The 25,126-nt window shown below is 66.5% G+C and carries 25 protein-coding genes; 11 read left to right on the plus strand and 14 right to left on the minus strand.

The genetic code is table 11. The annotated features are described in order from the left end of the window. Positions 1-15 precede the first annotated feature (15 nt). The 4 genes from ACFWF1_RS34100 to ACFWF1_RS34115 all read left to right on the plus strand — a co-directional run bounded on the left by ACFWF1_RS34100 (position 16) and on the right by ACFWF1_RS34115 (position 2,996). Positions 16-981, plus strand: a complete 966-nt coding sequence (locus tag ACFWF1_RS34100; RefSeq protein WP_379282461.1) for a ScbA/BarX family gamma-butyrolactone biosynthesis protein — start codon at positions 16-18, stop codon at positions 979-981. Further along, positions 981-1,589 (plus strand): nitroreductase family protein, encoded by a 609-nt coding sequence (locus tag ACFWF1_RS34105; protein ID WP_379282462.1) that lies wholly within the window; start codon positions 981-983, stop codon positions 1,587-1,589. The genes ACFWF1_RS34100 and ACFWF1_RS34105 overlap by 1 nt, the downstream gene beginning before the upstream one ends. After that, positions 1,571-2,500, plus strand: coding sequence for a hypothetical protein (locus ACFWF1_RS34110; RefSeq protein WP_379282463.1), 930 nt, complete (start codon positions 1,571-1,573; stop codon positions 2,498-2,500). The genes ACFWF1_RS34105 and ACFWF1_RS34110 overlap by 19 nt, the downstream gene beginning before the upstream one ends. Before the next feature lie 148 nt (positions 2,501-2,648). Further along, entirely contained in the window at positions 2,649-2,996 is a 348-nt protein-coding gene (locus tag ACFWF1_RS34115; protein ID WP_379282464.1) for a hypothetical protein, read from the plus strand. A gap of 16 nt (positions 2,997-3,012) precedes the next feature. Here ACFWF1_RS34115 and ACFWF1_RS34120 read toward each other — a convergent pair whose 3' ends face one another. Next, positions 3,013-3,645 (minus strand): hypothetical protein, encoded by a 633-nt coding sequence (locus ACFWF1_RS34120; RefSeq protein WP_379282466.1) that lies wholly within the window; start codon positions 3,643-3,645, stop codon positions 3,013-3,015. A 198-nt stretch (positions 3,646-3,843) separates the two neighbouring features. Further along, positions 3,844-4,602: a class I SAM-dependent methyltransferase gene (locus tag ACFWF1_RS34125; protein ID WP_379282467.1), complete on the minus strand. Its 759-nt coding sequence runs from the start codon at positions 4,600-4,602 to the stop codon at positions 3,844-3,846. 150 nt (positions 4,603-4,752) lie between these two features. Between ACFWF1_RS34125 and ACFWF1_RS34130 the strand changes: the two genes are divergently transcribed. Further along, positions 4,753-5,325, plus strand: coding sequence for a TetR/AcrR family transcriptional regulator (locus ACFWF1_RS34130; RefSeq protein WP_379282468.1), 573 nt, complete (start codon positions 4,753-4,755; stop codon positions 5,323-5,325). Here ACFWF1_RS34130 and ACFWF1_RS34135 read toward each other — a convergent pair. The 3 genes from ACFWF1_RS34135 to ACFWF1_RS34145 form a co-directional block, all read right to left on the minus strand. Next, on the minus strand, positions 5,322-6,416 hold the full coding sequence (locus tag ACFWF1_RS34135; protein ID WP_379282469.1) for a methyltransferase: 1,095 nt from the start codon (positions 6,414-6,416) through the stop codon (positions 5,322-5,324). The genes ACFWF1_RS34130 and ACFWF1_RS34135 overlap by 4 nt on opposite strands. Positions 6,417-6,511: 95 nt before the next feature. Continuing rightward, positions 6,512-7,042 (minus strand): pyridoxamine 5'-phosphate oxidase family protein, encoded by a 531-nt coding sequence (locus ACFWF1_RS34140; RefSeq protein WP_379282470.1) that lies wholly within the window; start codon positions 7,040-7,042, stop codon positions 6,512-6,514. A gap of 44 nt (positions 7,043-7,086) precedes the next feature. Next, positions 7,087-9,651, minus strand: coding sequence for a cytochrome P450 (locus tag ACFWF1_RS34145; RefSeq protein ID WP_379282471.1), 2,565 nt, complete (start codon positions 9,649-9,651; stop codon positions 7,087-7,089). A gap of 81 nt (positions 9,652-9,732) precedes the next feature. Here ACFWF1_RS34145 and ACFWF1_RS34150 point away from each other — a divergent pair, with 81 nt between their 5' ends. The 3 genes from ACFWF1_RS34150 to ACFWF1_RS34160 all read left to right on the plus strand — a co-directional run bounded on the left by ACFWF1_RS34150 (position 9,733) and on the right by ACFWF1_RS34160 (position 12,755). Further along, on the plus strand, positions 9,733-11,013 hold the full coding sequence (locus ACFWF1_RS34150; RefSeq protein ID WP_379282472.1) for a glycosyltransferase: 1,281 nt from the start codon (positions 9,733-9,735) through the stop codon (positions 11,011-11,013). An 11-nt stretch (positions 11,014-11,024) separates the two neighbouring features. Next, the gene (locus ACFWF1_RS34155; RefSeq protein WP_379282885.1) at positions 11,025-11,792 is read left to right on the plus strand and encodes an ABC transporter permease; all 768 of its coding nucleotides are present in this window, start codon (positions 11,025-11,027) and stop codon (positions 11,790-11,792) included. An 81-nt stretch (positions 11,793-11,873) separates the two neighbouring features. Beyond that, positions 11,874-12,755: an alpha/beta fold hydrolase gene (locus tag ACFWF1_RS34160; protein ID WP_379282473.1), complete on the plus strand. Its 882-nt coding sequence runs from the start codon at positions 11,874-11,876 to the stop codon at positions 12,753-12,755. A 16-nt stretch (positions 12,756-12,771) separates the two neighbouring features. On the opposite strand, the gene ACFWF1_RS34165 is transcribed toward ACFWF1_RS34160, so the two are convergent. The 9 genes from ACFWF1_RS34165 to ligD form a co-directional block, all read right to left on the minus strand. Next, positions 12,772-13,536 carry a MerR family transcriptional regulator gene (locus tag ACFWF1_RS34165; protein WP_379282886.1) on the minus strand — a complete coding sequence of 255 codons (765 nt, stop codon included), beginning with the start codon at positions 13,534-13,536 and terminating at the stop codon, positions 12,772-12,774. 176 nt (positions 13,537-13,712) lie between these two features. After that, the gene (locus ACFWF1_RS34170; protein ID WP_379282474.1) at positions 13,713-15,215 is read right to left on the minus strand and encodes a flavin-containing monooxygenase; all 1,503 of its coding nucleotides are present in this window, start codon (positions 15,213-15,215) and stop codon (positions 13,713-13,715) included. A 5-nt stretch (positions 15,216-15,220) separates the two neighbouring features. After that, complete coding sequence (locus ACFWF1_RS34175) at positions 15,221-16,141, minus strand: ferritin-like domain-containing protein (protein WP_379282888.1); 921 nt, start codon at positions 16,139-16,141, stop codon at positions 15,221-15,223. 7 nt (positions 16,142-16,148) lie between these two features. Next, positions 16,149-17,054, minus strand: a complete 906-nt coding sequence (locus ACFWF1_RS34180; protein WP_379282476.1) for an SDR family NAD(P)-dependent oxidoreductase — start codon at positions 17,052-17,054, stop codon at positions 16,149-16,151. Positions 17,055-17,056: 2 nt separating this feature from the next. Further along, positions 17,057-18,085 carry an alpha/beta hydrolase gene (locus ACFWF1_RS34185; protein ID WP_379282477.1) on the minus strand — a complete coding sequence of 343 codons (1,029 nt, stop codon included), beginning with the start codon at positions 18,083-18,085 and terminating at the stop codon, positions 17,057-17,059. A 138-nt stretch (positions 18,086-18,223) separates the two neighbouring features. After that, positions 18,224-18,634, minus strand: coding sequence for a hypothetical protein (locus ACFWF1_RS34190; RefSeq protein ID WP_379282478.1), 411 nt, complete (start codon positions 18,632-18,634; stop codon positions 18,224-18,226). Between the two features lie 46 nt (positions 18,635-18,680). Continuing rightward, a complete protein-coding gene (locus tag ACFWF1_RS34195; protein WP_379282479.1) occupies positions 18,681-19,037 on the minus strand; it encodes a nuclear transport factor 2 family protein in 357 nt (118 codons plus the stop codon). 183 nt (positions 19,038-19,220) lie between these two features. Next, a complete protein-coding gene (locus ACFWF1_RS34200) occupies positions 19,221-20,171 on the minus strand; it encodes a D-isomer specific 2-hydroxyacid dehydrogenase family protein (RefSeq protein ID WP_379282480.1) in 951 nt (316 codons plus the stop codon). Between the two features lie 1,559 nt (positions 20,172-21,730). Beyond that, positions 21,731-22,705: a non-homologous end-joining DNA ligase gene (gene ligD / locus ACFWF1_RS34205; protein WP_379282481.1), complete on the minus strand. Its 975-nt coding sequence runs from the start codon at positions 22,703-22,705 to the stop codon at positions 21,731-21,733. A 153-nt stretch (positions 22,706-22,858) separates the two neighbouring features. Here ligD and ACFWF1_RS34210 point away from each other — a divergent pair, with 153 nt between their 5' ends. From ACFWF1_RS34210 to ACFWF1_RS34220, 3 genes are all read left to right on the plus strand, one after another. After that, positions 22,859-23,098, plus strand: coding sequence for a DUF6364 family protein (locus ACFWF1_RS34210; RefSeq protein ID WP_379282483.1), 240 nt, complete (start codon positions 22,859-22,861; stop codon positions 23,096-23,098). Next, on the plus strand, positions 23,095-23,403 hold the full coding sequence (locus tag ACFWF1_RS34215; RefSeq protein ID WP_357383003.1) for a hypothetical protein: 309 nt from the start codon (positions 23,095-23,097) through the stop codon (positions 23,401-23,403). Before ACFWF1_RS34210 ends, ACFWF1_RS34215 begins: the two co-directional genes overlap by 4 nt. A gap of 64 nt (positions 23,404-23,467) precedes the next feature. Then, positions 23,468-23,671, plus strand: coding sequence for a hypothetical protein (locus ACFWF1_RS34220; protein WP_379282484.1), 204 nt, complete (start codon positions 23,468-23,470; stop codon positions 23,669-23,671). The last annotated feature ends 1,455 nt before the right edge of the window (positions 23,672-25,126 follow it).

Consider the following 25,126-nt stretch of genomic DNA (forward strand, 5'->3'; position numbering starts at 1 on the left):
GCGAACGTGGAAACGGTGAAGACAGCGACTCATCTCCGCACCATCTCGCGTGCGCTGGCGCACCGGTGCGCGGTATCCGAGGTGTTCGTCACCTCGCTGGACACCGTCGCCGAGAACGAGTTCGTGGTCGGCGCCCAGTTACCGCGCATGCACGCCTACTACGGCGACCACACCGGATCGCTTGCCCTGCGGCATGATCCGCTGCTGGTGATGGAGGCCGCAAGGCAGGCGGCCATCGCGCTGAGTCACGAGTTCTACGGTGTCCCCGCCGATATGGCGTTCGTCGTGCGCACGTTCAACGGCACCGGCGCGGACACCGCGGCCTGGGAAATCGGCACCGCCCCGGCCGATCTCGTGATGCGGGCGCGGGTGCCGCGGCGGCACCTGCGCGGCGAGACGGTGAGCGGCGTGGACATGGTCCTCGAAATCGACTGTGCCGACGAGTCGATGATGACCGTCGACGGCTCGTTCTCCTGGATGACGCCGCAGCAGTGGACGGCGCTGCGCGCCGGCTTCCGGAAGAGCCTCGGCCTCGGGCCATTTCTCGGCGCCTCCGCACTCGCCGACCGTGCCGTGTCGGCCGAGGTCGGCCGGGAGAACTGGCGCAATGTCGTGATCGCCGCGCCGCATCTGTCCGGCACCGCCGCGCGCGCCACGCTGGTCCCCGACCTCGGCCACCCGTTTCTGTTCGATCACCAGCTCGACCACGTTCCCGGCAGTCTGCTGATCGAGGCGTGCAGGCAGACCGCATTGGCGATGGTGCTGCACCGGTCACCTCAATTGGAATGTGTCGGAAGCTCTTTCGAGCGGTTCGTGGAATTGGATCGTCCAGCGGAGTGCGTCGCGGAGATCACCGGGCAGCAGGCCGACCGAACCGTGATCCACTGCGAGATCCGGCAGTCCGACGCGGTCGCGGCCGAGGTCGACCTCGAATTCGCCGACGACGAACTGGGTTTCGACGAAGCGGAGGCCGATCACTGATGGGGACCGAGCTGCTCACCACCACCCGATCGTTTCGCCGCCGCCTCGATCTGACGCGACCGGTCGAGCGACGAGACCTGCTGGAGTGCCTGGATATCGCGGTGCAGGCACCGAGCGGCAGCAATCGGCAGCCGTGGCGATTCCTCATCGTGCAGGACGGTGAGACCAAGCAGCAAATCGCCGAGTACTACCGAAAAGGCTTCGCCGCCAACCTGTCCGGACGTACGCCGCGACCCGATCAACTCGGCGATCTCGCGTCCGGCCGCTATCTCGCGGAGCATCTGGCCGAGGTGCCCGCACTCGTACTCGTCTGCTCGCTCGGCCGACTGCCGGAACCCGCGTCGCCGCTGCGGCTGGCGAGCTTCTACGGGTCGATCTACCCCGCGGTATGGAACTTCATGCTCGCCCTGCGCGAGCGCGGGCTCGGATCGTGCCTGACGACCGCGCACCTGGCCTACGAGCGCGAGGTCGCGGACCTGCTCGGCATCCCGTTCGACGAGGTGACCCAGCTGGCCATGCTCCCGGTCGCGCACCTGTTGCCCGGCGGCGACGGGCCGGGGCGGCGCACTCCGGCCGCCGAGGTGACCAGGTGGGATCGGTGGGCGTGACCAACCCGCTGGTGTCGGCCGCGCGCATCGCCCGGTTCACCGCGGTGATGTACAAGCCGCACTACCTGCTGTACGGCGTGCTCTGGGTACTCGCACTGGAGGGCACGGCATCCCTTGTGACACAGCCTGATTCGGCATGGCGACCGACCGGGTCCACCGTGGTCCGGATCGTTGTCGTCGCGTTCGTCCTGCTGTATCTGCGGATGGTCGACGAACAGAAGGATCTCGAATACGACCGCGTGCACAACCCGGACCGCCCGCTGGTGACCGGCGCGGTGAGCGCCGTCGAACTGCGCGTCGCCATGGGTCTCATCGCCATCGGCGCCATCGCGGCCAGCCTCGCCCTATCCGTGGGCTCCGCCGTGATGATCGCTGTCGCAATGGCTTACGGGCTGGCCCTGTGGGGTTTGGAGCGGTTGTTCACCACCGTCCGCACCAACATCCTGGTCAATCTCGTTGTCACCTACCCGGTGCAACTGCTCGTCACCGGCTACATCGTGGTCTCGGCTATCGACACCGGCGAGGTGCGCGCACACTGGGAGGGCGCGGCGGTCGCCGGGATCTTCGCCGGTGCGTTCCTTCAGTTCGAGTTCGCCAGAAAGACCTCGCGCGAACGCCGACCGGACGAGCTGCTGTACTCGAATGCGCTGGGCGCCAAGGGAAGTACTGCGGCCTCGCTGGTATGTGCCTTTGCGGCCGTGCTGTGCGATATCGCGTTGGTGCAGCCGTGGGAGTACTCGCCACCCGGATCACTCATTGCCAGGCTCCCTGCGCTACTGCTGGCGATTCCGGTCTCCGCTGCTTGGACTTTCCTCCGACGGGACAGCACGGACTACCCCGTCCTCCCCGCCGTCGTCTTCATCCTCGCCCTCTACCTCACCCTCATCGCCCAGGCCCTGACCTTGCCGTAGCCGGAAACGTTGCCGGTGCTACGTGCGTGTCCCGCACGAGTAAGCCTCGGGTCTGGTGGAATAGCGCTGGGGAGAGACGCTTCACGCCGATGCGGCGACCGGTCGGCACCGGACGATGAATTACCCAATCGTGCTGAGGAAGGGATTCGTGTTGAGCACCGAGCTGCGGCGAATCATCGGAGGTGGCTGCCTGGTAGTGCTCGCCTGCGGCCTCACGATCGGCAGAGCCCATCCAGCGGTGGCCGACCCCGGTGGCTGCTTCATCGACCGAGGCCTGACCGACGCCGTCGCCCTCTGCCACGAGGGCTACGGCTCCTCCATCCTCGAGGTCGAATGCCTCGGCATCAGCGCCCCGGCCACCCCGGACGGCCCAATATTCGGCCCCTACTCCGGCACCGACTCCGCCTCGGCCGCAGTCGGTCAACCGATGCGCGCCTCCTGTGTGACAAGCAGCGCGCTCGGCATCACCACCCGCGCCTTTGTATCGCCGAGCTAGTTACGGCCGGTAGTCGTTAAAGATCATCATCTTCCGGCTTGTTTTGATCGTCCACTTTCTTGCGTTCTTCCGGAGACAGTTCATCGTAAAAGACTGTGACTTTGAGGCCTTGGCGTGCCTGCTCATCCTTCACTGCTTGCTTCTCTATCAGATATGCCCGATGGTAGAGCTCGTTGATTTTCTTTTCCGTATTATATTCCTCCTTCATTTTGACAGGTTCCTCGGAACGAAACCCTTTCTGATTGTTGTACTCCGTCATGAATTCCACAATGCCCCTGCAGGAGTAGTACCGGTAAGCCCGAAGCATATCCGCGTCGGAGTAGCTGTTGCCACCCTTCGGCCCGAATATTCCGTTGGGGTTCAATACAATGCGCAGGGATCTCAGCATCGGATCGTACCGGTAATCCAACGGGGTCAATTTCTCGCCCTCGTGATAGGCCAGGATCCCTTCATCGCTGAACTGCCTTTGCGCGCCTTCCATATCATCCCGTGGATTTATAGGAGGAGTGCGAACTTTTCCGATATAGCAGAACACGTCGCGCACTCCCTTCACATCATCTGGTACGCGCGCCGGAGCGGCACCGGCAGTACCGGCGATCAGTATCGTCGAGAACCCAGCTATCACCAGCGCGGACCAACGTGCAGCCATCATTCCGTCCTTGATTCGTCGTGGTTCCTGTCAACGGACCGTCGAGATCAATACACACTCGGACAGCGCCACCAGAACTCGGGTCAGGATGTCCGTGTCATCACCTATTCGATGCCGCGCACGCTGTGGATGGGGCCCGAAACTTTCACCTGGTCTCAGATGGAACAAACTTCTCGAACGGACCAGGCCGACCTCCGGTCAGGCGGTGCGTACCGCCGTGACCATCACCGCCGTGTACTGCGCGATGAAGCTGCCGCCCACCTCGTCGATGGCGGTGCCGAGGTCGCCCAGCATTTCGTCCAGCACCGCCTGCGGGAGTTGGGTGGCGACGCCGGTGGTGGCCGAGAACTCCAGCCACTCGGCGCGGGTGTATCGCTGCTCCCAATGGAATTGCTGCTGTTCGGGATCGCCGAAGGTGCCCGCTTCGCGGAGTCCGTCGGCGGCCTTGTCGCATCCTGCGAGATAGATCTGCACCGCCGGGGCCGCGAGCCCGCGGGTGGCGGGGGAGTCGGGGAGCAGTCTGCGATAGACCTCCGCGAAGGCCGCAACGAGTTCCGGCGGTGGCTGCCCAACGTTCCAGAACAAGGCCAACCGGCCACCGGGTCGCAGCACCTCGGCCGCCTTGGCCGCGCCGACGACGGGATCGACCCAGTGCCAGGCTTGCCCGGCAACGACGATATCGAAGGTGCGGCCCGCGGGGTCCCAGGTTTCAAGGGTGGACACCTCGACCTCGGTGCCATGGCGTCGCGCGAAGTCGGCCATCCGCTCGTCCGGTTCGACGCCGAGTACTCGGCAGCCCGCCGCCTGGAACTGCCGGGCGACGATGCCGGTACCGATGCCGACGTCGAGCACATCGCGTCCCGGACTCGCAGCGATGATCGACTGCACCATCGCCTCGGGATAGCGGGGCCGGGAGCGGTCGTAGCGCTCGGCGTCGACACCGAACGACTCCGCCATCGCGCGGGCTTGATGAGATTGTCGGGGAACTGACGGTTGCTCCGACGGTAGAGTGGGCATGCGCCCACTATAAGTGGGCACTTGCCCACTCTTCAACCGATTCGGGCACGCCAACGTAGGGAGAAGTACACGGTGCCAACAGGAGTGGCCATGCGCGACGTGCGCGAGCAGCTGTTCGACGCCGCCGAACGCATCCTGCGCCAGGACGGACCGAGCGCGCTGACCAGCCGCGCGGTCACCACGGAGGCGGGCTGCGCCAAGGGCGTGCTGCACCGGCATTTCGCCGACTTCGACGACTTCCTCGCCGAACTCGTACTCGACCGCATCGCCCGGATCGACCAGCAGGCCACCGCCCTGCGCGAGTCCGCGGGCACCGGCACCGTCGTCGGCAATCTCAGCGGCGCGCTGACGGACGTATTCGGTTCGGTCGCCGTGGCGATCGTCAGTCTGGTCACCTTCCGAGATGAGCTGCGCGCCAGGCTGCGTCGGACCCGGCCGACCGGCGTCCCGCTCTTGGCCGAGGCTACTCAGATGATCGCGTCTTACCTCGGTGCCGAACAGGAGCAGGGCCGGATTGTCGTGGTGGCAGACGTAGATGTGTTGGCGCCCACCCTGATCGGGGCCGGGCATCTGCTGTTCGCCGATCGCAAAGGCACGCCGCCGGAGCCGGCCGCAGTCAGCAGGGTGGTCAACACTGTCATCGCGGGAGCGCTCACGCCTTAAGCGGGCTCGGCCTCGAGAATGTTGTCCGGCGAGACGGTCGGGACCACTCGGGTCAGCCTGAATCCGAAGCGCGCCAGGAACTTCCGGTACTCGTCCGCAGTGCGTTCACGGCCGCCGGTGTTCACCAGCATTTCCAGATCGATGAACTTGCCGGGATGCGGACGGGCGTTCTCCGGGACGACGAGTTCGATAACCAGCAGGCGGGCACCGGGTTTCATCGCCGCGCGGACCGTCGCGAGGATTCGGCCCGCGTCGTCCTCCGGCCAGTCGTGCAGGATGTGCTTGAGGATGTAGGCGTCACCGCCGCGCGGGACCGCGTCGAAGAACGATCCGCGCTCGACCGTGCAGCGCTCGGCCAATCCGAGCTCGGCCAGCCGACTGCTCGCCGACTCGGCCACCTCCGGCAGCTCGAACAGGACACCCTTGGATCGCGGTGCACGGCACAGGATTTCGGCGAGCATCGTGCCCTCGCCACCGCCGACGTCGACGAGGGTCTCGAAGCGCCCGAAGTCGTAGGCCGCGAGCAGCGGGGCGAGGCCGAGGCTGCCGATGCTGGTCATCGCATTGTCGAACAGCGTGCCGAGCGTCCGGTCGGTCCGCGCGTGCTCGAAGAACGGCATCCCGTGCAGCGCTTCACCGACCGGCTTACCGGTACGGACCGCGTCGACCAGATGCGACCAGTTGTCCCGGTGGATCGGGGAGCCGAAGAACAGGGCGGCGTCGCGTAACGAGACATCGGTATCACGCTGGAGCGCTTTCGCCATCGGAGTCAGCGCGTACCTACCGTCCCGGCGCCTCTTGAAGATGCCGTGCCCGATGAGTAGCCGCAGCAACCGATGCAGCGCATCCTCATCGGCCCCGACAGTCTTTGCCAGCTCGGCTCCACTACGCGGCCCATCGGCCAGCGCGTCCGCGATCCCGAGCTCGGCGGCGGCATGAATCGCCTGCGTCAACCACCCAGCGGCAAGCATCTCCATCACAGCGAGCTGCCCAGGGACCAACTTGCGATAGGCGACGGACAAACCGTTGCGCACCAACTCGACCGCGCGAACCAGCCCTTGCGGCGGCATTCTCGGCTGGTCGGATGCCACAGGGCGACTCCCATCCGCTAGACGGTCGGCACTTTGCGCCAATCAGCAGGGTACGGGCCTGCGATGCGTCGCGCCGAACCTCCCTCGGCGGATGCTCAGAAGCGCCAGCGAGTCGCGCCGCCGGGTTCCACCGTGCCGAGGGCCATCGCGGTGGTCGCGGTGATGCGGTAGACGTGCCAGGGCGGCGGCCCTGCGGACGGAGCGCTGTACTCGGCGGTGAGGGCCTGGCCGGTGTCGTCGGGCTTGGCGGGCCAGCCGTCCGCGGCGTAGCGCGCGGCGATCTCGGCCACCGCCTTCGGATCGGTGACTTGTGCCGCAGTGCCGTTGACGGTGAGGTCGAAGTCGTGCACCGAGAGGCTGATCGCACAGCGCGGATCGCGAGCGAGGTTGCGGCCCTTGCGCGATCGCGCGCCGGTGGTGAACCAGAACGCGCCGTCGAGCCACAGCGCGCCGAGTGCGGTCATGTGCGGGCTGCCGTCCGGGTTGATCGTGGTCAGCCAGTAGGTGTGGCGGTTCGGGCCGCCGGTGTCGGGGGCCTGTGGGATGTTCGCGTCGAGGGTCTTCTGGACGTTCGCCCAATCAAGCTCCGGCAGCGAATAGAGGTCAGCGAGATTCTTGGAGTCCATATTTGTGCTGACGACCCGGCGGCGCGGAATTCATCGCCGACCCTTCATTCGCGCGCTTGATGTCGCGCCCGCAACACCGCGGGCAGCGGGGACGGGGCGGCGACGAAATCACGGTTCGACGGTTTCACCCGGTAGCCGGGGTCGGCGACCGGCTCCCAGCGGGAGAACAGGGCGGCGGTGGCGAGGGTGATGGTCAGCAGGGCGAAGTTGTTGCCCGGGCAGTGCCGGAGGCCGACGCCGAACGGCAGGATTGCCTTCTTGTCGATCTCCTCGACCCGGCCGGGGAACCAGCGGTCGGGGTCGAAGGTTTCCGGTTCCGGGTAGTAGTGCGCGTTGTGGTGGATCATGTACGGGCTGAAGACGACCATGGCGCCGTCGGGCAGGGTGGTGCCGCCCAGCGTGACGGGGCCGTCCGCGGTGTGCGTGCTGACCCATGGACCCCAGAACCGCAGGGTTTCCAGCACGACTAGTCGCAGGTACGGCAGTTCCGCGACATGGTCGGGGGTGACCGGGGCGTCACCGACGAAATCGTCCAGCTCGCGGCGCAATTCGGTGGCGATGACCGGATTGCGCATGATCTCGTGCCACACCCAGCCGAGGATGGACGCGGTCGAACCGACACCGGCGGCGAGCATGAGCAGCAGCTCGTCGATGATCTCCTCGTCCGACAGCCGGGTGCCGGTCTCCGGGTCGCTGTGGCGCACCAGCGCGGAGAGCACATCATGGAAATCATGGTCGGCACGGCGGTATTCGGCGACCACGGCGCCGATCTCGGCGCGCAGCCGGCGGGACTTGGTGGTGAACCGGCGATTGGCGACGACGCGCAGGCGGCGCACCGGCGGCGGCAACGCGGCCCGCTGGATCACCTGGCCGAGCAGCCACGGAATGTTCTGCTGGACTTCCTGTTTCGCGTCCGCGCCGAAGTCGGCGGTGAACAGCGTCGAGGAGATCGTGTCGAGGACGAGCCGGTGTGCCTCGTCGACCAGATTCACCTGTTGGCCCGGCCGTAGCGACTTCGACCAGGTGTTCGCGAGATCGGCGGCGACCACGGCGTATTCGTTCAACCGGCGCTGCCGCAGCGCGGGCGCGATCATCCGGCGGCGCAGCTCGTGCGGCTTGCCGCTGAGCACATTGGACGCACCGCGAATGACCTCGTGGATCGCGTCGCGCAGTTCCTCGCGGTGGAATTCGCCTGCCTCGCCGAAACTCAGCTCGCGAACGAGGTCCGGGGTGGTGAGTACATACGCCGGTCGCGGCCCCAGATAGATCCGGACGATCGGGCCGACCTCGGCCAGCGACGTGACGAACTTCAAGCCGTCGCGTAGCGCCAGTACGCTGTGGCCGAGCAGGGGAAGCCGTCCCGGGGCGGTGGGTACATTCGGAACAGACTGCGGCATAGCTGGTTTCGTACCTCCGACGAGGTCGCTGTAGATCGACAGGATCGATTCGGTGAGACGGGATTGCCGCGCGGCATCGGCCCGGTCGGTGAGGATCTTGCGCATCGGCGCCAATTGTTCTGGGTGATCGGCGAGTTCGCGCAACGAATCGGTGATTGCTATCACCGACGGGTCGCGGGTACAGACGCCGCCGCCCGCGGGCACCGTCTCGGCCAGATCCGGATCGCAGTAGACGACCGGCAGCCGCATCGCCACCGCCTCCAGCAGGGCCATGCCCTGAGTGTCGAAACCTGAAGAGGGAAAGAGCAATACGTCGTGCGTCGCCATCGCGGCGAGACAGTCCGCCTGGCTGACCGCGCCGTGCAGCCGGATGCGGTCGCTCAGTCCGCCCGTTTCGATCGCCGCTCGCGCGGGTTCTAGCAGGTCTCCGGTGCCGTAGATGTCGAACGTGCAGTTCGGCACCCGCCGTACCGCTTCGATGGCCTCGAGCAGCCGCTTCTCACCGGACAGCCTGGCGCACCAGAGGATTCGCAGCGGGCCGTTTCGGGTCGTGCTCGGTTCAGGCGCACCGTCGAGTAGTTCGTCATCAATTCCGTTGGAGATCACCTGAAGCGGCCGCTCGAGCCCGTGCGCCAGGATGCGTTCGGCGAAGTGAGCGGTCGGCACGATCACCCGATCGGCGGCCTGCGCCTGGGCGACCATAGTGCGCCAGGCGTGCCGTGCCGCTCGGGATTCGTTGTTGCGCGGCATCTGTCCCTGATGGGAAACAAAGCGGCCGTGCAGGGCGCGCATGGTGAGCGCGGACAGGTAGGGCACAGGGGAGGTGTTGGCGATGAAGACGTCATCGCGACTGTGCACGGTGTGCACCACGGGAATGCCGTGGCGGCGTGCCGCGCGGAGTCCGGCGATGGCCACGCCGTAGGTGGTCTGGGTGTGCACGATGTCGATCGGGCCGCGCTCGGCGAACGTCGCGTCGATCAACCGGTTGTTCGCCGGAGTCGGCAACACCATGGCGAAACCGTTCACCATGACCCCTCCGAGTGCGGAAAGAACCACAATGTCCTGCTCGACTTCGGTAGATTCCGGCGTGGGCGCGGTGATCACGGTGACGCGATGGCCGAGCCGCTCGAGCCCGCGACGCTGGGCATGTACCGAGGTCTGGATCCCGCCGAGGGTCGCGGGATGGAAGTCCGTGAACAGCGCGACGTGCATGGGACCACGGTACGGACATGTGCACCACGCGCACGCTGGAAGAACGACGAGTCGCCGAGGTGCGGCGCGACAGGAGCTTGCATGAGAGTGGCGATTCCGTTGACGGGCACCCGCGGCGACGTCCAGCCCGCGGTCGCGCTGGGGCTCGAGTTGCGCAGGCGCGGCCACGACGTCCTACTCGGCGCACCGCCGAACCTGGTCGATTTCGCCACCCGCACCGGCCTGTCCGCCGTCAGCTGCGGGCCGGACGTGCAACAGCTCTATTCCTCCGACGAAGGCCAGAAGGCGCTGGCCGCGGGCAGCAGCTTCCGGTTGATGCAACTCGTCGGCAAGCAGATGGCCGACTACGCCGAGCAGATGAACCGCGAGGTGATCGACGTCTGCGCCGGCGCGGACATCATCGTGTCGACGATGCTCACCGAGGACCGGGCCGCGTCGGTCGCCGAGGCGATGCGGGTGCCGATGGTCTCGCTGCACGGCTTCCCGTGCCGGAAGAACGCCGCGTATCCGTTCCCTGGCGCGCTGCCGTCGGACTGGCAGCCGCCCGGCGTGGTCAATCAGGCCACCTGGTTACTCGCCGAGAACCTGCGCCGCATCGTCTTCATGAAGTACCTCAACCAGCTTCGCAAGGAACTCGGCCTGCCGCGCTCGACCGCGAGCCCGGCCGCCGTGCTCGCCCGCGAGGGCGTGCCCGAGGTACAGATCTATGACCCCGTCCTGGTGCCCGGCCTGGCCGAGGAGTGGGGCGAGCGGCGGCCGCTCGTCGGCTTCCTCCCGCTGGAACGGACCGCGCGCGAAGCCCTCGGTGAGCTGGCCGCCGATCACGGCGAGGTGATCGCCTGGATCGCCGAGGGTGCGCCGCCGGTGTATTTCGGCTTCGGCAGCATGCCGATCCGGGATACCCAGGCCGTGCTGGCCATCGTCGAGGAGGTGTGTGAGAGCCTCGGCATCCGCGGGTTGGTGAGTGCGGGCTGGAGTGATCTGGCCGCCGCCGACGCGGAAACCGGTGCGCGGGTGAAGGTTGTCGGCCCGGTCGCGCACGACATCGTCTTCCCGGTGTGTGCCGCCGCCGTTCATCACGGCGGCATCGGCACCACCTTCGAGAGCCTGCGCGCGGGCCTGCCGACACTGGTCTGCTCGGTGTCGTTCGACCAGCCGATGTGGGGTGCCCAGGTCGAACGTCTCGGTGTCGGCGCTCATTTGAGCTTCCGCAAACTCGACCGCGACGGATTGGAAGCAGGAGTGCGCACCTTGCTCGAGCAGGGGACCGCGCAGCGCGCGAAAGCCCTTGCCGGAGAACTGCAATCGCACGCGGACGCCACGCCTCGAACGGCCGATATCATCGAGGCGGCCGCCGGGTGAGTGACGGTCGGATGAGCCGGCTGGCAACGGCTTACACCGATTCCGCCGTCATGTTCCGGCGAGCGGTGCGGCACACGCTGCGCAGCCGAGACACTCTGCTCATCTCGCTGCTGCTGCCGGTGCTGATCATGCTGCTGTTCGTCTACGTATTCGGCGGCGCGATCCAGGTAAACGGCCCATACATCGATTACGTAATTCCCGGAATCATTCTGCTGTGCACCGGCTTCGGCGCATCTATCACCGCCACCGCCGTAGCGACCGACCTACGCACCGGCGCCGTCGACCGCTTCCGCACCTTGCCGATCTTCCGGCAAGCTCTGCTGACTGGACACGTGGGCGAAGGCGTCATACGCAATATGCTCGCCGTCGCTGTCGTGCTCATTGTCGGCCTGCTTCTGGGATTCCGGCCCACCGCAAGCACTTTCGCGTGGTTGGGCGCACTCGCGATAACCCTGCTCTTCGTCCACGCGATCACCTGGATAGCGGTCGCGTTGGGCCTGCTAGCGCAAAACCCCGAAGCCGCAGGCGGATTCACCTACGCCATCATGTTCATCCCCTACATCAGCAGCGCCTTCGTACCGACCGCCTCCATGCCCTCCTGGCTCCACGGCTTCGCGGAACATCAACCAGCGACCCCGGTGATCGATACCCTCCGCGCACTGCTCGACGGATCCGATTCAGGGAACAGCGCGGCCCTCGCCGTGGTCTGGTCGGTCGGCCTGGCCATCGTCGGATATGCCTGCGCCGCAGCACTCTTCGCCCGTCGCTCCCGTACCTGAACCGTGCGATGCGCGGCCTTTGGTGGTACGTCCATACCATTTATATGGTACGTTGATACCATCAAGATGGAAGGGGAGATCATGCCGAAGATCGGACGGTTCACCAACGCCGTGGTGGAGTCCACCTATCTGCGGGCTTACGAAACGATCGCCGCGCGGTGGCCGGTGCCATCGACGGAAATCGACGTCGAAACATCTTTCGGGACAACGCGAGTGCGTAAATCGGGAGCGGGGGAGGGGGCACCGCTGCTACTCCTGCCGGGGATGTCGGGCAACTGCCTGTTCTGGAGTCCGTTCATCGAGGACCTGGCCCGCGACCGCGTCGTGTACACCCCCGACATCATCGGGTGGCCGGGACGCTGTGTGCAGACCGCGCCGGTGCGGGACGAGGCCGATGTCGCCAAGTGGGTAGCCGAGGTGATCACCGGGCTCGGTGTGGATCGCGTCCACCTCGTTGGCTACTCCCTCGGCGCGTGGATAGCGGCCGTGGCCGGGGCCCATCATCCCGACCGGCTGGCGAGCCTGAGCCTGCTGGAACCGACACCCGCCGTCTTTGCCAGGCTGCGTTGGGGTTTGATCTTCAAATTCATCGTCGCCGGTATCCGGCCTACCAAGGCGAAGATGCAGAAGTTCAACGAGTGGCTCTCCCCGACCATCGAGCTCACCGACGATGAGTGGGCAATGGTGTTGTCGGGCTTGAAATTCCGGCTCGCGCTACCGTTGCCGCGCCCGCTCACCGACGAACGGTTCGCCGCCATCACCGCACCGCTGCTGATCCTCTTCGGCGCCGATACGGTCCTGCACGATCCAGAACAGGCGGCGAGCCGGGCCCGGCGGCACGTTCCCTCCGTCGACATCGAGAGCTATCCCGGTGTGGGGCACGATATGCTGTGGGCGATTCCGGAGCAGGTGATTCCCCGCCTCCTGACCTTCGTCGACAAGCACGATCCGGCCCGGGTTTAACTCGGGCCGCGGCACGCTAGGAGTCCGGGTGTGAATCCGTTCTGGCGCGTTCGCGTTCGGCGGCGGTGGCGAGGTAGTCGCCTAGTTCGTGGCGCAGGGTCACGTCGAGGGAACGGGCCAGGGTGGAGTGGACCGAGGCTACGGCCAGTTCGCGCATCTTACTCAACATTGTTGTGGTATCGGCGATTTCGCCGCTGGTGTCAGGGAGCCAGCCGGGGCCGTGTTCATCGATGATGTGCTGTTTTGCGGCGGTGATCATGATGTGGGTGATGTCGTCGATGCGGTCGGCGACCTTGGCGTAGATCTCGATCAGGGTGCGCAGTTCCAGGCCGTACTCGTGTAGCTCGGCGAACGAGGTGAGCAGCTGGGTGTCGGTGAACACCACGGTGTCACCTTCCATCCGCACCAGTTTCATCTCGCGCAGGCGGTCGACGAGTTCGTCGGCCTCCGCGCCGAGGATGGTGCCGATCAGCTCGCGGGGGACCTCGAAGGTCTCGTCCTTGGCCCAGGACGCCGTCACCGCGTGCTGCAGGCCGAGCACCTCGGTGAGGTCCTTGCCGGTTTCCCAACTGGTGATGAAGTCGCCGATGTGCGCGGTGGTGAAACCGCGCTGCAGCAGCGCGTCGATCAGCCGCAGCCGTTCCAGGTGCGAATTGTCGTAGATGCTGGCCCGCCCGTCCTTGCCGACGGGCGGGGGCAGCAGGCCGCGTTCCTGGTAGGCGCGCACATTGCGGGTAGTGGTACCCGCAGCGCGCGCGAGGTCATCGATGCGGTACTCCATCGATTCCACCTCCTCGCCCACTGCGGTGCCGGTTTGCCGGCGGCCGAACAGCACGGTCAATGTTCAATTGCGGCGTTCACGGGCCCTCCGTGGTTACGCAAGCTACCGCCTCCGGGCCGGTCGCTCACGCCGCGTGACCGACCGAGTCTATCGCCAACGCCGCCGGCACCCGTCATCTAAGAAACCGCCGCGATCCGGGGCTTGCGCACATTCCGGTCCGACGCAACCACCGTGTAGTCGGCGAGGTCGACGGTCCGTAGCTGGTTGACGTACTGCGTGGCGAACCCGGGATACATGGTCGCGTTGAAACCGTCCTCGGTGAGATACCAACTGCGGCAGCCCGAGTTCCAGGTGGTGCTGGTCAGCCTCCGCTGCATGCCCGCGTTGTAGCGGTCCTGCCGGTCCTTGCGGACGTCGAGGACGCGCAGATCCTCCTTCAGGATGGTGCCGACGGCGCTGACCACGTAGTCGATCTGGGCCTCCATGTACACCAGCGCCGAGTTGTGGCCCGGCCCCGAATTCGGTCCGAACGTGAGGAACAGGTTCGGGTACCCGGACACCGCGACACTCTTGTAGGCGTACGCGCCGCCCGACCACTCCTCGGCGAGCACCCGGCCGTCCCGGCCGACGACCGGGATCGGCGTACCCGTCTTGGACACGTCGAAGCCGGTCGCGAAGACGATGCAATCGGCTTGGTGCTCAACACCTTCCGCGGTGCGGATGCCACGCTCAGAGAGCTTGGCGATGGGCCAGGTGATCAGCTTGCAGTTGTCCCGTTGCAGGGCCGGGTAGTAGTCGTCGGTCATCAGCAGCCGCTTGCAGCCCGCCCGGAAGTCCGGCGTGAGCTGACGCCGCAGCCAGGGATCCTTGACCTGCCTGCGTAATTGGGCCTTGCCGACCAGCTCGACGACGCGGGTCAGCGGCGTGTTCCAGACGACGCCGAGCGCGACCGACTCGTGCCCGTAGAACCAGGCCTGCCGAGCCAGCTGTTCGGCGGCGGGCACCCGGCGGTAGATCTCCTTGGTCACCGCGTTGGTGCGCCGGTTGACCCGGGGCAGCACCCAGCCCGGCGTGCGCTGAAAGACCTTGACCGAGGCGGCTTTATCGACCAGCTCGGGAATGATCTGCACCGCACTGGCCCCGGTGCCGACGACCGCGACCTTCTTACCGGTGAAGTCGTAGTCGTGATCCCAACGGGCACTGTGGATCTTGTGCCCGGCATACTCGTCTATGCCGCGGATGTTCGGAAAGCTGGCATTGGCCAACGGTCCCGAGGCGAGCACGACCGCGCGGGCGCGCACCGTGCCCTGGCCGTCGATGGTGATCTCCCACTGCCCGGCCTCCTCGTCGAAGACGATGCCGGACACGTTGCTGCCGAACCGGAAATGCGGTCCGAGCCCGAACTCGGCCGCCATCGATTCGATGTAGCCGAGGATCTCGTTGCTACCCGAGTAGGTGTGTGACCAGTCCGGGTTAGGCGCGAAGCTGTAGGAGTACAACCGCGACGGAATGTCGCACGCCGCACCGGGATAGGTGTTGTCGCGCCAGGTGCCGCCGATCGCATCGCCGCGTTCGAAGATGGCGAACCCGTCGATTCCCTTCTGCTTCAGGCGAATCGCGGCGCCGATACCGGCGAACCCGCCGCCGATGATGGCGACGTCGAGTGTCGTGTTATTCATCCGCCTCATGCCGCCGGCTCGTAGGTGACTTCCTTGACCCAGGTCGGGTCCCTGCGCAGCAGCGCCTTCGGCACCCTGGCGGTGATCTTCACCAGCGCGTCCGCGACCAGGTGGTACGGGTGGCCGCGGTCGATCACCCAGCCGCCCTGCATCTTCACCAGCTGATACATCGGCAGCCTGCGCGCGAATTCGCTGCGCTCACCGACATTGGCGTAGCGCTTGAGCGCCGAGTACAGCTTCTCCTCGTCGACGCCCATCTCGACGATGTTGTCGCGCATCTTGTTCAGCAGCGGCACATAGCTCAGCACGCCGATGATCAGCGACGGCTTCAGCCAGCCGCCGACGAGATCGGTGGCGAGCTTGCGGAGCTGTGCGTGACCGAGCACGTCCATCACCGCGAAATCGACGGCCAGATGTCGGGATTCGTCGTTGTTGATCTTCTTGAAGACTTCCTGGCAGACCGGGTCGTGGATCTCGTCCATGATGAACTTGACCAGTGCGCCGTCCAGCGCGACCTCGAGCATCGGAATGACGGTGCCGAGGAACGACAGCGACATGCCGTCGGCGTATTTGTCCAGGAAGTCGATCACCAGCTTGACGTTGATGTTCGGCTGCGGGATCTCGTCGCCGTCGAGCATGCCCCAGCGCCGCATCAGTGCCAGTTCGGCATTCGCGTGCCGCTGCTCCTCGGCGTGGAAATAGCGGTAGATCTCGCGCAGCGTCTCGGTGGGTGCCTTCTTCGCCATCGCGGCGAAGCCACGCGCGCCGACGTTCTCGATCCACATCAGGTCGGCCATGAACGGCTTGAGCTTGGCGTGCAGCTCGGGCGAGATCGTCTCGGCACCCGGTGCGTCCCACTCGATATCGGCCAGCGCCCACTGCCGGTCTTTGATCTTGGCGAGCATGTCGTCGAAGTCCATCGTGATGGCCATGTCAGACTCCTGTCTTGTCGGTGACCGAGGTGCGGTCGGAGGCGGGGGAGTTGTCCTGGGGCAGAACCCGATCCAGGAGGCCGAGGACATAGGTGTACTGGGCGGGGAAGTAGCGCTTGAGCCGCCAGACGACGTGGGCGTCCAGCTGCGGCAGCACATAGAGCTGCCCGCGGTCGTGTGCGTCGAGTGTGGTGCGAGCCACCGATTCCGGGGAGAAACCGGTCCAGCGCATCAGGGTGTCGGCCAAGCTCGCCGACTGCTGGGTGATCCGGCCGTCCTTGGCCACATTGGTTTTCACGAAGGTGGGGCACAGCACGGTGACCGCGACGCCGGTGCCGCTCAGCTCGGCCGCCATCGTCTCCGACAGCGACATCACGCCCGCCTTGGACACGTTGTAGACGGCCATCGATGGCGCGGCGGCGAACCCGGCCGCGGAAGCGACATTGATAATCCCGCCGCGGCGGGCGGCGCGCAGCTGCGGCGTGAACACCTCACACCCGTGCACCACGCCCCACAGGTTGATGCCGAGCGCCCACTCCCAGTCCTCGAAACCGACCTGGCCGACGCGCTTTCCGCCGATGCCGACACCGGCGTTGTTGACCACCAGGCTGACCGGACGCTCGAACAGCGATTCGGCAAAGCGCGCAAGGTTTTCCACGTCCTCGCGGTGCGCCACATCGCAGCGGAAGGCGTGCGCGGTGCCGGGATGCTTGCGCTCGATCAGCGCGACGGTCTGATCGGCCCGGGTCTCGTCGATATCGGCGCAGATCACCTGGCCGCCGCGATCGGCGATCTCCAACGCGAAGGCCCGGCCGATGCCGCTGCCCGCGCCGGTCACCACCGCTCGCGCGCCATACGTGCGCCGCGGCCGATTACCAAGCGGCAGCAGCTTTTCCAGTCCGAACATGATCAGCTCACCTTCTCGGAGACAGTGCGGTCGGCCAGTGCCGCGCGCAGGAACTCGGCCGCGCGGGTCAGGGCCTGATCGGCTTCGGGCACCAGCGTCGGCAGCGCCTGGAAGACGTGCACCTGACCGGGCCACACTTCTAGTTCGCAGGTGCCGCCCGCGGCGCGCACCGTCTCGCAGAGCGCTCGCGCGTCGGCCTGGAGCATTTCGGTCCCGCCGACCTGAACGAGCATGGGCGGCAAGGGTATTCCCTTCGGCACCGTCAGCCGCAGCCGCGGCAGGTCGTCGGGCAGACCTCGGGTGTACTCGCGGGGCATCCGGCTCGCGGCCTCGGCGGAGATGAGCGGATCGCGGTGGCGCCGTTCCTGTTCGGCGGCCAGCTGCAGGGTGAGATCGAACAGCGGCGAGAACATCGCCACGGCCGCAGGCTGCGGAATGTGGTGGCGGTCGTTCTCGATGAGCAGGTCGAGCGCGAGATGCCCGCCCGCCGAATCACCGGCGATCACCAGGTCGTTCGCGGCGTAGCCGCGGTCGAGCAGCCAGCGGTAACCGGCCTCGATGTCGTCGGCCGCCGCCGGGAAGCGGTGTTCCGGGGCGAGCCGGTAGTCGGTGACGAAGACCGGGAGTCCGGTCTTGCGCGACAACTGTGCGGCCAACCCGCGGTGGGTGCGCGCCGAGCAGATGACGTAGGCGCTGCCGTGGATGTAGTAGATGGCGCGCTTGCCGAAGGAGACACCGGCGGCACGAACCCATTCGCCGCGCACCGGTCCGGACCGAACCGGGGTGACGGCGGTGCCGCGTGGCACCGGGCCGCCGACGGCCATGAAGGTGGCGACGAGCTTGCGGGCGAACCAGACCCCCGGGGCGTTCATCGGCACCGCGTTGTTCAGCGGACGCAACCCCAACTGGGTGACCGCCGCGGCCACGGTGGCCCGCGTGGAGGCCGTAGTGGGCAGGCCTGTGCTGACCCGCCCCGCCGGCTTCGCCGACTGCCGACCCCTGAGGATCGAGGTCCTCGTTGACCTTGTCATGCGTTCAGAATCATCGATGAATGTGCCAGTTGTCAATGGCACATTTGTTGCAGGCTGATCGCGATGCAGGTTGACCTGCGAAAACGACCGCGGTACCAACAGGTCTGCTGGTACCGCGGTCGTAATCAGGTTCGTCGGTCAGCGGGCTTTGCGCAGGCCCAGGTACTGCAGAGCGGCGAAACCGCCGACGGTGACCGCCTGCATGACCGCCCAGACCGAGCCGACCAGGTTCAGCTCTAGCGCGCCTTCGACGAGCGCGGCAAGGCTGATTACCACCCAGGCGGCGTTGCCCGCGATCACGACGCGGGTGGCGCCGGTGCTGATCGTCTGCCTGGTACCGATGATTGCCACCGCCACGCCATACAGCGTCAGGAAGAGTCCGATCGGCATGCCGATCGCGGTGTCCAGGCCGAGCAGCGGCTCGGCCAGTGCGAGGTAGGCCAGGCCGTTGACGCCGGTGACGACGGCATCCAAGCGGAGCGAGAGGCGAAGCAGCTGCGGGCCGGGAGTCATGACAGTGGACAGGTAGGACGGGGCGGTGGTGGTCATGGCAGAGGTTCCTTCGGTGAATAAGCTTGTGGCGGAGCGGGTTTGATCAGGCTGCGGCGGGGACCTTGTCGAGGAAGCCGTACACGTTGGCGAACCGGCCGTCCTCGACGATGGCCACGTCGAAGCCGACAACCACGGCGGGCTCGTCGGCGGGCCCGAGCTCCCAGGTGAACCGGACCTGGTCGTGGTGCGCGTCCACCGGGCCAGCCAACCGGAACGTCCAGCCGGGGAATTGCGCTTGCGCGGCGGCGATTCCGGCGTCGATGGCGTCGTGCCCGGCGACCGCCATCAGCGGGTCGGTGTAGCCGGCGGTCTCGGTGAAGACCCGGGCGATCGCGGCCTTGCGGTCGGCGGCGTCGGTGGTGTTCCAGGCTTCCAGGTACTGGGCGACGATGGTGTTCACGATGAGCTCCTTCGGGGCTGTGATCTGCGGTTTCGCTGTCGTTCTTGCTGACAGGAACTACGTTATGGCCGCAGGGGGGTGCCCCGAATCAGTCATCTATAAGTACTTTTCGCCGTCGTATACGTATGTCGCCGGGCGGGGCGTGCTGGCGTGCTTACGCGCCGCTATGTCCCGTCAGGGTTTTCAGTAGCCGCGGTCCGGATCGATCGGGGCCAGCAGGTCTTTCCCGTTGACGAATCGCTCGACGTTCGCGCCCGCATGGTCGGCGAAGGCGGCGAGGCGCAGCTGTGGCGGGTTCGAATCATGCGGCGTCACAATGGCATTCGGGAGCACCCAGAGCGGGTGACCATCAGGCAACGGCTCCGGCTCGGTGACATCCAGCCCTGCGCCGGCAATGGCGCCGGAAGCGAGCGCGGTGACCAGAGCGTCGGTGTCGATCAGGCTGCCACGGGCGATATTGATGACCCACGAGTGCGGCTTCAGCCGGGCGAGCACGTCCGCGTCGATGAGATGGTTGGTCGCGGCGGTAGCCGGGGCGGCGACGATCACGTGGTCGGTGCGCGGCCACACCCGGGAGAGGTGGTCGGTGGAGATGGTCTCGACCGTATCGGGGATACCGGGCCCGGTCACCGGACGGCCGGACCGGTTGACCGCGATCACATGCGCACCGAGCGGAGTGAGCATCGGGATCAGAGCCCGCCCGATACCGCCCGCGCCGACGATGGTGACCGTCTTACCGCGCAGCGAACCGATGTGCGGGATGAAATCATCCCGCCGCCAGCTGCCCGCCCGCAGCTGCTCCGGCAGATAACGCACGCCCGCCAGCAGCAACATCAGCGCGTGCTCGGCCACACTGGCCGCGAAAGCGCCTGCGGCAGAAGTGAACTGCACCTTCGGATGAGCGGCGATAACGCCCGCGTCGAACCATTCTTCCACACCCGCCGCAGGCAGCTGCACCCACTCGATCGTGTCCGGCAACTCATTCGGAAACTGCCCGGGCGTCCCCACCCAGATCAGCCCACGCGCCGAGCCGAGCTCTGCCACCGCCGCGCCACCATCCACAACCGCCTTCGCCACCAACGCGGGCGGCGGGTCAGTCGGCCCGATCGCTATCGCCACTGTCGGTCGGCTCATGGATAGACCTCCTTCGAAGCAGTACAGCGAGTGCGCGCGACGCTGGTAACAGCGCCGCAGCGACGTTATCACCGCACCCGATCCGCCACCCGGCGCACTACCACCCCGGCCTAACTCTTCTCGTTCAGCCATGCCGCGCACGGTTTCGCTCCGCGTGCCCGAATCCGCCAGCAATTCCATACGCGTCGGGCGAATCGATGCGCGCCGCGCCGCAGCACCCGGTGAGGGCGCACCGAGAGCGCGCCGAGCGGCCGCTGCTTCCGCTGATGTCGCGCACACTTTGTTTTAGCGCGCACGATTTTGCCGGCTGGTTCGTGCGCGGCAGGAGAATCGGTGCGCGCCGCCCTGGCGAAGGAGCGTCGAGAGTGCTGCTTGGCTTGGGCGCCCAGCGTTCGGAGCTGCCGCGCGTCGTCTCGTTCGGTGCGCTCGGATTCGCTGGCTGGTTCGTGTGCGGGGGGCGAGTTGGTGCGCGCAGTTGCAGCGCTCGGTGCTGGCTCAGCGAGCGTGTGCTTTGCGGCCGCTGCGTCGGCCGGTGGCGCGCACGGTTTTGCTGGGTGGGCGGGGTTTTGTTGGCTGGTTCGTGTGCGGGGGGCGAGTTGGTGCGCGCAGCTTTAGCGCTCGGTGCTGGCTCAGCGAGCGTGTGCTTTGCGGCCACCGCGTTGGCCGATGCCGCGCAGGGTTTTGCTGGGCGCGCGGGGTTTTGTTGGCTGGTTCGTGCGCGGCAGGAGAATTGGTGCGCGCCGCCCTGGCGAAGGTGCGTCGAGAGAGTTGCTTGGCTTGGGCGTCCAGTGTTCGGAGCTGCCGCGCGTCGTCTCGTCCGGCGTGCTCGATTTCGCTGGCTGGTTCGTGCGCGGGAGCGAATTGGTGTGCGCCGTCCTGGCGAAGGTGCGTCAAGAGAGCTGCTTGGCTTGGGCGCCCAGCGTTCGGAGTTGCCGCGCGTCGTCTCGTCTGGCGTGCTCGGATTTGCTGGCTGGTTCGTGCGCGGGGGCGAGTGGTGCGCGCAGTTGCAGCGCTCGGTGCGGGCTCAGCGAGCGTGTGCTTTGCGGTCACCGCGTCGGCCGGTGGCGCGCACGGTTTTGCTGGGCGCGCGGGGTTTTGTTGGCTGGTTCGTGCGCGGCGGGCGAGTTGGTGCGCGCAGTTGCAGCGCTCGGTGCTGGCTCAGCGAGCGTGTGCTTTGCGGCCGCTGCGTCGGCCGGTGGCGCGCACGGTTTTGCTGGGTGGGCGGGGTTTTGTTGGCTGGTTCGTGTGCGGGGGGCGAGTTGGTGCGCGCAGCTTTAGCGCTCGGTGCTGGCTCAGCGAGCGTGTGCTTTGCGGCCACCGCGTTGGCCGATGCCGCGCACGGTTTTGCTGGGCGCGCAGAGTTTTGTTGGCGGATTCGTGCGCGGCAGAAGAACCGGTGCGCGCCCTGGCGAAGATGCGTCGAGAGAGTTGCTTGGCTTGGGCGTCCAGTGTTCGGAGCTGCCGCGCGTCGTCTCGTTCGGTGCGCTCGAATTCGCTGGCTGGTTTGTGCGCGGCGGGCGAATTTGTGCGCGGTGCGGTGCTTCGGTGCAGCGGGTGGGTCAGTCCTCGTCGAGGTCGGTTTCCTGGTCTAGGTCGGCGTCTACCTTGTCGCGGTCGGCCCATTCGAGGAGTTGATCTATTTCGAAGACGGCATCGTCGATGCCCTCGTGCAGGTCGCCGAGTTCGGCGAAGCGGGCGGGGACGGTTTTGATGGTGAAGTCGCGGGGGTCGATGTTGGGGATCTCGTCCCAGCGGATCGGGGTGGAGACGGTGGCGGTCGGTACGCCGCGGACCGAGTAGGCGGCGGCGATGGTGTGATCGCGGGCGTTCTGGTTGTAGTCGACGAACAGCAGCTTCGGGTCGCGGTCCTTACGCCACCAGGTGGTGGTCACGTCGTCGGGTGCGCGGCGTTCGACCTCGCGGGCGAAGGCGAGCGCAGCGCGGCGCACCTCCTTGAAACCCCAGTTCGGTGCGATGCGGACGTAGATGTGTAAACCCTTGCCGCCGGACGTCTTCGGCCAGCCGACCGCGCCGAGCTCATCGAGCACCTCGTGCGCGACCCCGGCCACCCGCTGCACCCGCGACCACGGGCAGTCCGGCATCGGATCCAGGTCGATGCGCCACTCGTCGGGGCTCTCGGTGTCGGCCGCGCGCGAGTTCCACGGATGGAACTCGACCGTCGACATCTGCACGGCCCAGATGACGTCGGCCAGCTCGTTCACACAGAGCTCGTCGGCGTGCCTGCTGTAGCGGGGGAAGAAAACGCGCACCGTGTTGATCCAGTCGGGCGCGCCCGCCGGCAACCGTTTCTGATGGACCTTGTCTCCGGCGAGGCCCTTCGGGAAGCGGTGCAGCATGCACGGCCGATCGCGCAGCGCGCGGACGATGCCGTCGCCGACGCTCAGGTAGTACTGCACCAGGTCGAGCTTCGTCGCGCCGGTCTCCGGGAAATACACGCGGTCCGGGTTGGAAATGCGGATCGTGCGGTCGCCGACATCCAGTTCGATGGCCGACGCCGCAGACTTGCTGGCCACGCGTCCGACGATAGCCGACCAGGCACCCCGCTCGCCGTCCGGAAACGCGCTTCACAATGTGCAGCACTCTGGTATGCATGATGGCATGAGCGAGCGGATCATGTGCAAGCGCGCTTTGCGCATGCCGGAGCCGAGCGTTAGCGAGGTGGAGGCATGAGCAAGGCGACGCGCGTGACCGTGACGCTGGATCCGCAGGTGGCCGAATGGGCAAAACAGGCTGCCGACCAGCAGAATCGCAGCCTGTCCTCAGTGATCAACGCCTCGCTGCGCACCGCACTCGTGCACGACAGTCTGGCCAAGCTGGCGGTCGACGACGCCGCTGAACAGTCTGCGGCCTACGACGACTTGAACGTCACCGAGGCCGCCGAAACCGACGCCCGCGGCGCCGCATGAGGCGAGGCGAGGTCTGGCGCTATTCCCCGGCGTTGCGCGACGGCACCCCCTTGCCACGACGCATGTCCGTCGTGCTGGTCTCCGACTCGGCGGTGATCACCTCCCCGTACCGCTGGTTGCACGTCGTCCCACTGCGCGACGCAGACCCCGGCCATGTCCTGGCGACGCACACCGAACACGGCTGGGCCGACACCCTCGAACTCCACCGCGCCTACCGCCCCTGGCTCACCGAGCAACTCGGCGAACTGACGACCACCGAATCCGAATCACTAGACGCCAGGTTGCGCGCCACCCTCAGCCTGTAACCCAGCACTTTCGCCACCCGCGAACACCCCCGTCCCCGCTCATCCAGCGAGCACACTGGACTCCATGAGAAAACTATTGCGAGCCATCCGAAGACTGCTGGGCGGCAAGGCAACCACCGGCGGCCGCCCACCGGGCCGCGAAGGCGGCGGCGGCACCGCAGGCACCCGCGAACCCCGCCGCCCCTTACCCCCGGACAACCACCTGAGCGCAACCCGCCGAATCGAACCCGACCCAAAGACCATCACCCTCCCCGACCCCCGCCACTGACCCTCGCCGCACACCCCTGACACCAACCGAGCCCACAAACCAAGCGACAGCTAGGCCGTCGTCGCACACCTGCCCTCCCCACACGCACCCCCTGAGCACACTGCGCGAGCCCCCGCCGTCCCCTCCCAAAGCCCCGCACCGTCTCTCGGGATCCGCACCGACTCTAGGCCCCTATTCCGAGTGCAGATCCCAAGTGAGAGTGCGAATCTGCGCTGAAGCCAACACAGCACGACCTACGCCGTGAACCGCCCCGGCTTTCCAGCCTCTCACCCTTTGTGCGAGCCGCCCACCGCCTATACGAGGTGTGAGGGTTATACAAAGGGTGAGCGGCGTCCAATTCCCTACGCGGGCAGCGGAATCTGCACCCTGTGTCGGGATCGCGCACCCGGAATAGGGCCCTACTGCCGGGCGGATTCCGAGAGAGGGTGCGGATCAGTTGTCGAAACCGGGCACAACCCCCGCCACGAGCGCCCAGCACCCCACCTCACCCCGCCGAACCCAGAATCTGCGCACCCTCTCGGGACCTGCACTGGGTATAGGGCCCTATATCGAGTGCCGATCCCGAGACGGAGTGCAGATCTCGGGCATGCCGGGGTCGGGGTGCACCTGGCGGGTGTGATCGACTACCGGAGCCGTCGCCGACCACGCCGATCTAATCCAAAGCGCTTGTTACGCAACCATAACCGGCCTAGAGCCCAGCCGCTCACCCCTTGTGTAACCCGAACACCCGGTAGACGAGGTGAGCGGGTTACACAATGAGTGAGCGGCCTCCAACCCGCCACGCGGGCAGCAGAATCCGCACCTTAACTCGGGATCGGCACTGGCTATAGGGCCCTATTTCGAGTGCCGATCCCGAGACGGAGTGCAGATCTTGGGCATGCCGGGGTTGGGGTGCACCTGGCGGGTGTGATCGACTACCGGAGGCGCCGCCGACCACCCCGCTCTAATCCAAAGCGCTTGTTACGCAACCATAACCGGCCTAGAGCCCAGCCGCTCACCCCCTGTGTAACCCGAACACCCGGTAGACGAGGTGAGCGGATTACACAAAGGGTGAGTGGCCTCCAACGCGCCACGCGGGCAGCAGAATCCGCACCTTAACTCGGGATCGGCACTGGCTATAGGGCCCTATTTCGAGTGCCGATCCCGAGACAGAGTGCAGATCTTGGGCATGCCGGGGTTGGGGTGCACCTGGCGGGTGTGATCGCGCACTGAAGCCGCCGCGGACCGCCTGACGGGGTTGATCGCGCACCGAAACCGCCGCCCGTTTGACGGGGTTGATCACCCACCGAAACCGCAGCCAACCACCCCGCTCTTATCCAAAGCGCTTGTGACGCAACCACAGCCAGGTGACCACCTCGGGAACGTGACATCGCGCACCTGACGCGCACCTAAAGTCGGGTACCCCACCTGACGTGCCCAGCACTACTCACAAGAAAACATGGGATCAGGTCTTCA

The organism is Nocardia sp. NPDC060255, from assembly GCF_042727395.1.
In the GTDB taxonomy this organism is placed as follows: Bacteria; Actinomycetota; Actinomycetes; order Mycobacteriales; family Mycobacteriaceae; genus Nocardia.

Excerpts from the sequence above, each read along its gene's own strand:
- ACFWF1_RS34200 (WP_379282480.1), bottom strand. The coding sequence starts at position 20,171 with ATGAGCCGACCGACAGTGGCGATAGCGATCGGGCCGACTGACCCGCCG.
- ACFWF1_RS34180 (WP_379282476.1), bottom strand. The coding sequence starts at position 17,054 with ATGTTCGGACTGGAAAAGCTGCTGCCGCTTGGTAATCGGCCGCGGCGC.
- ACFWF1_RS34145 (WP_379282471.1), bottom strand. The coding sequence starts at position 9,651 with ATGCACGTCGCGCTGTTCACGGACTTCCATCCCGCGACCCTCGGCGGG.
- ACFWF1_RS34105 (WP_379282462.1), top strand. The coding sequence starts at position 981 with ATGGGGACCGAGCTGCTCACCACCACCCGATCGTTTCGCCGCCGCCTC.
- ACFWF1_RS34130 (WP_379282468.1), top strand. The coding sequence starts at position 4,753 with ATGCGCGACGTGCGCGAGCAGCTGTTCGACGCCGCCGAACGCATCCTG.
- ACFWF1_RS34155 (WP_379282885.1), top strand. The coding sequence starts at position 11,025 with ATGAGCCGGCTGGCAACGGCTTACACCGATTCCGCCGTCATGTTCCGG.
- ACFWF1_RS34185 (WP_379282477.1), bottom strand. The coding sequence starts at position 18,085 with ATGACAAGGTCAACGAGGACCTCGATCCTCAGGGGTCGGCAGTCGGCG.
- ACFWF1_RS34165 (WP_379282886.1), bottom strand. The coding sequence starts at position 13,536 with ATGGAGTACCGCATCGATGACCTCGCGCGCGCTGCGGGTACCACTACC.
- ACFWF1_RS34160 (WP_379282473.1), top strand. The coding sequence starts at position 11,874 with ATGCCGAAGATCGGACGGTTCACCAACGCCGTGGTGGAGTCCACCTAT.
- ACFWF1_RS34120 (WP_379282466.1), bottom strand. The coding sequence starts at position 3,645 with ATGGCTGCACGTTGGTCCGCGCTGGTGATAGCTGGGTTCTCGACGATA.
- ACFWF1_RS34170 (WP_379282474.1), bottom strand. The coding sequence starts at position 15,215 with ATGAATAACACGACACTCGACGTCGCCATCATCGGCGGCGGGTTCGCC.
- ACFWF1_RS34215 (WP_357383003.1), top strand. The coding sequence starts at position 23,095 with ATGAGGCGAGGCGAGGTCTGGCGCTATTCCCCGGCGTTGCGCGACGGC.
- ACFWF1_RS34190 (WP_379282478.1), bottom strand. The coding sequence starts at position 18,634 with ATGACCACCACCGCCCCGTCCTACCTGTCCACTGTCATGACTCCCGGC.
- ACFWF1_RS34125 (WP_379282467.1), bottom strand. The coding sequence starts at position 4,602 with ATGGCGGAGTCGTTCGGTGTCGACGCCGAGCGCTACGACCGCTCCCGG.
- ACFWF1_RS34150 (WP_379282472.1), top strand. The coding sequence starts at position 9,733 with ATGAGAGTGGCGATTCCGTTGACGGGCACCCGCGGCGACGTCCAGCCC.
- ACFWF1_RS34140 (WP_379282470.1), bottom strand. The coding sequence starts at position 7,042 with ATGGACTCCAAGAATCTCGCTGACCTCTATTCGCTGCCGGAGCTTGAT.
- ACFWF1_RS34210 (WP_379282483.1), top strand. The coding sequence starts at position 22,859 with ATGAGCAAGGCGACGCGCGTGACCGTGACGCTGGATCCGCAGGTGGCC.
- ACFWF1_RS34220 (WP_379282484.1), top strand. The coding sequence starts at position 23,468 with ATGAGAAAACTATTGCGAGCCATCCGAAGACTGCTGGGCGGCAAGGCA.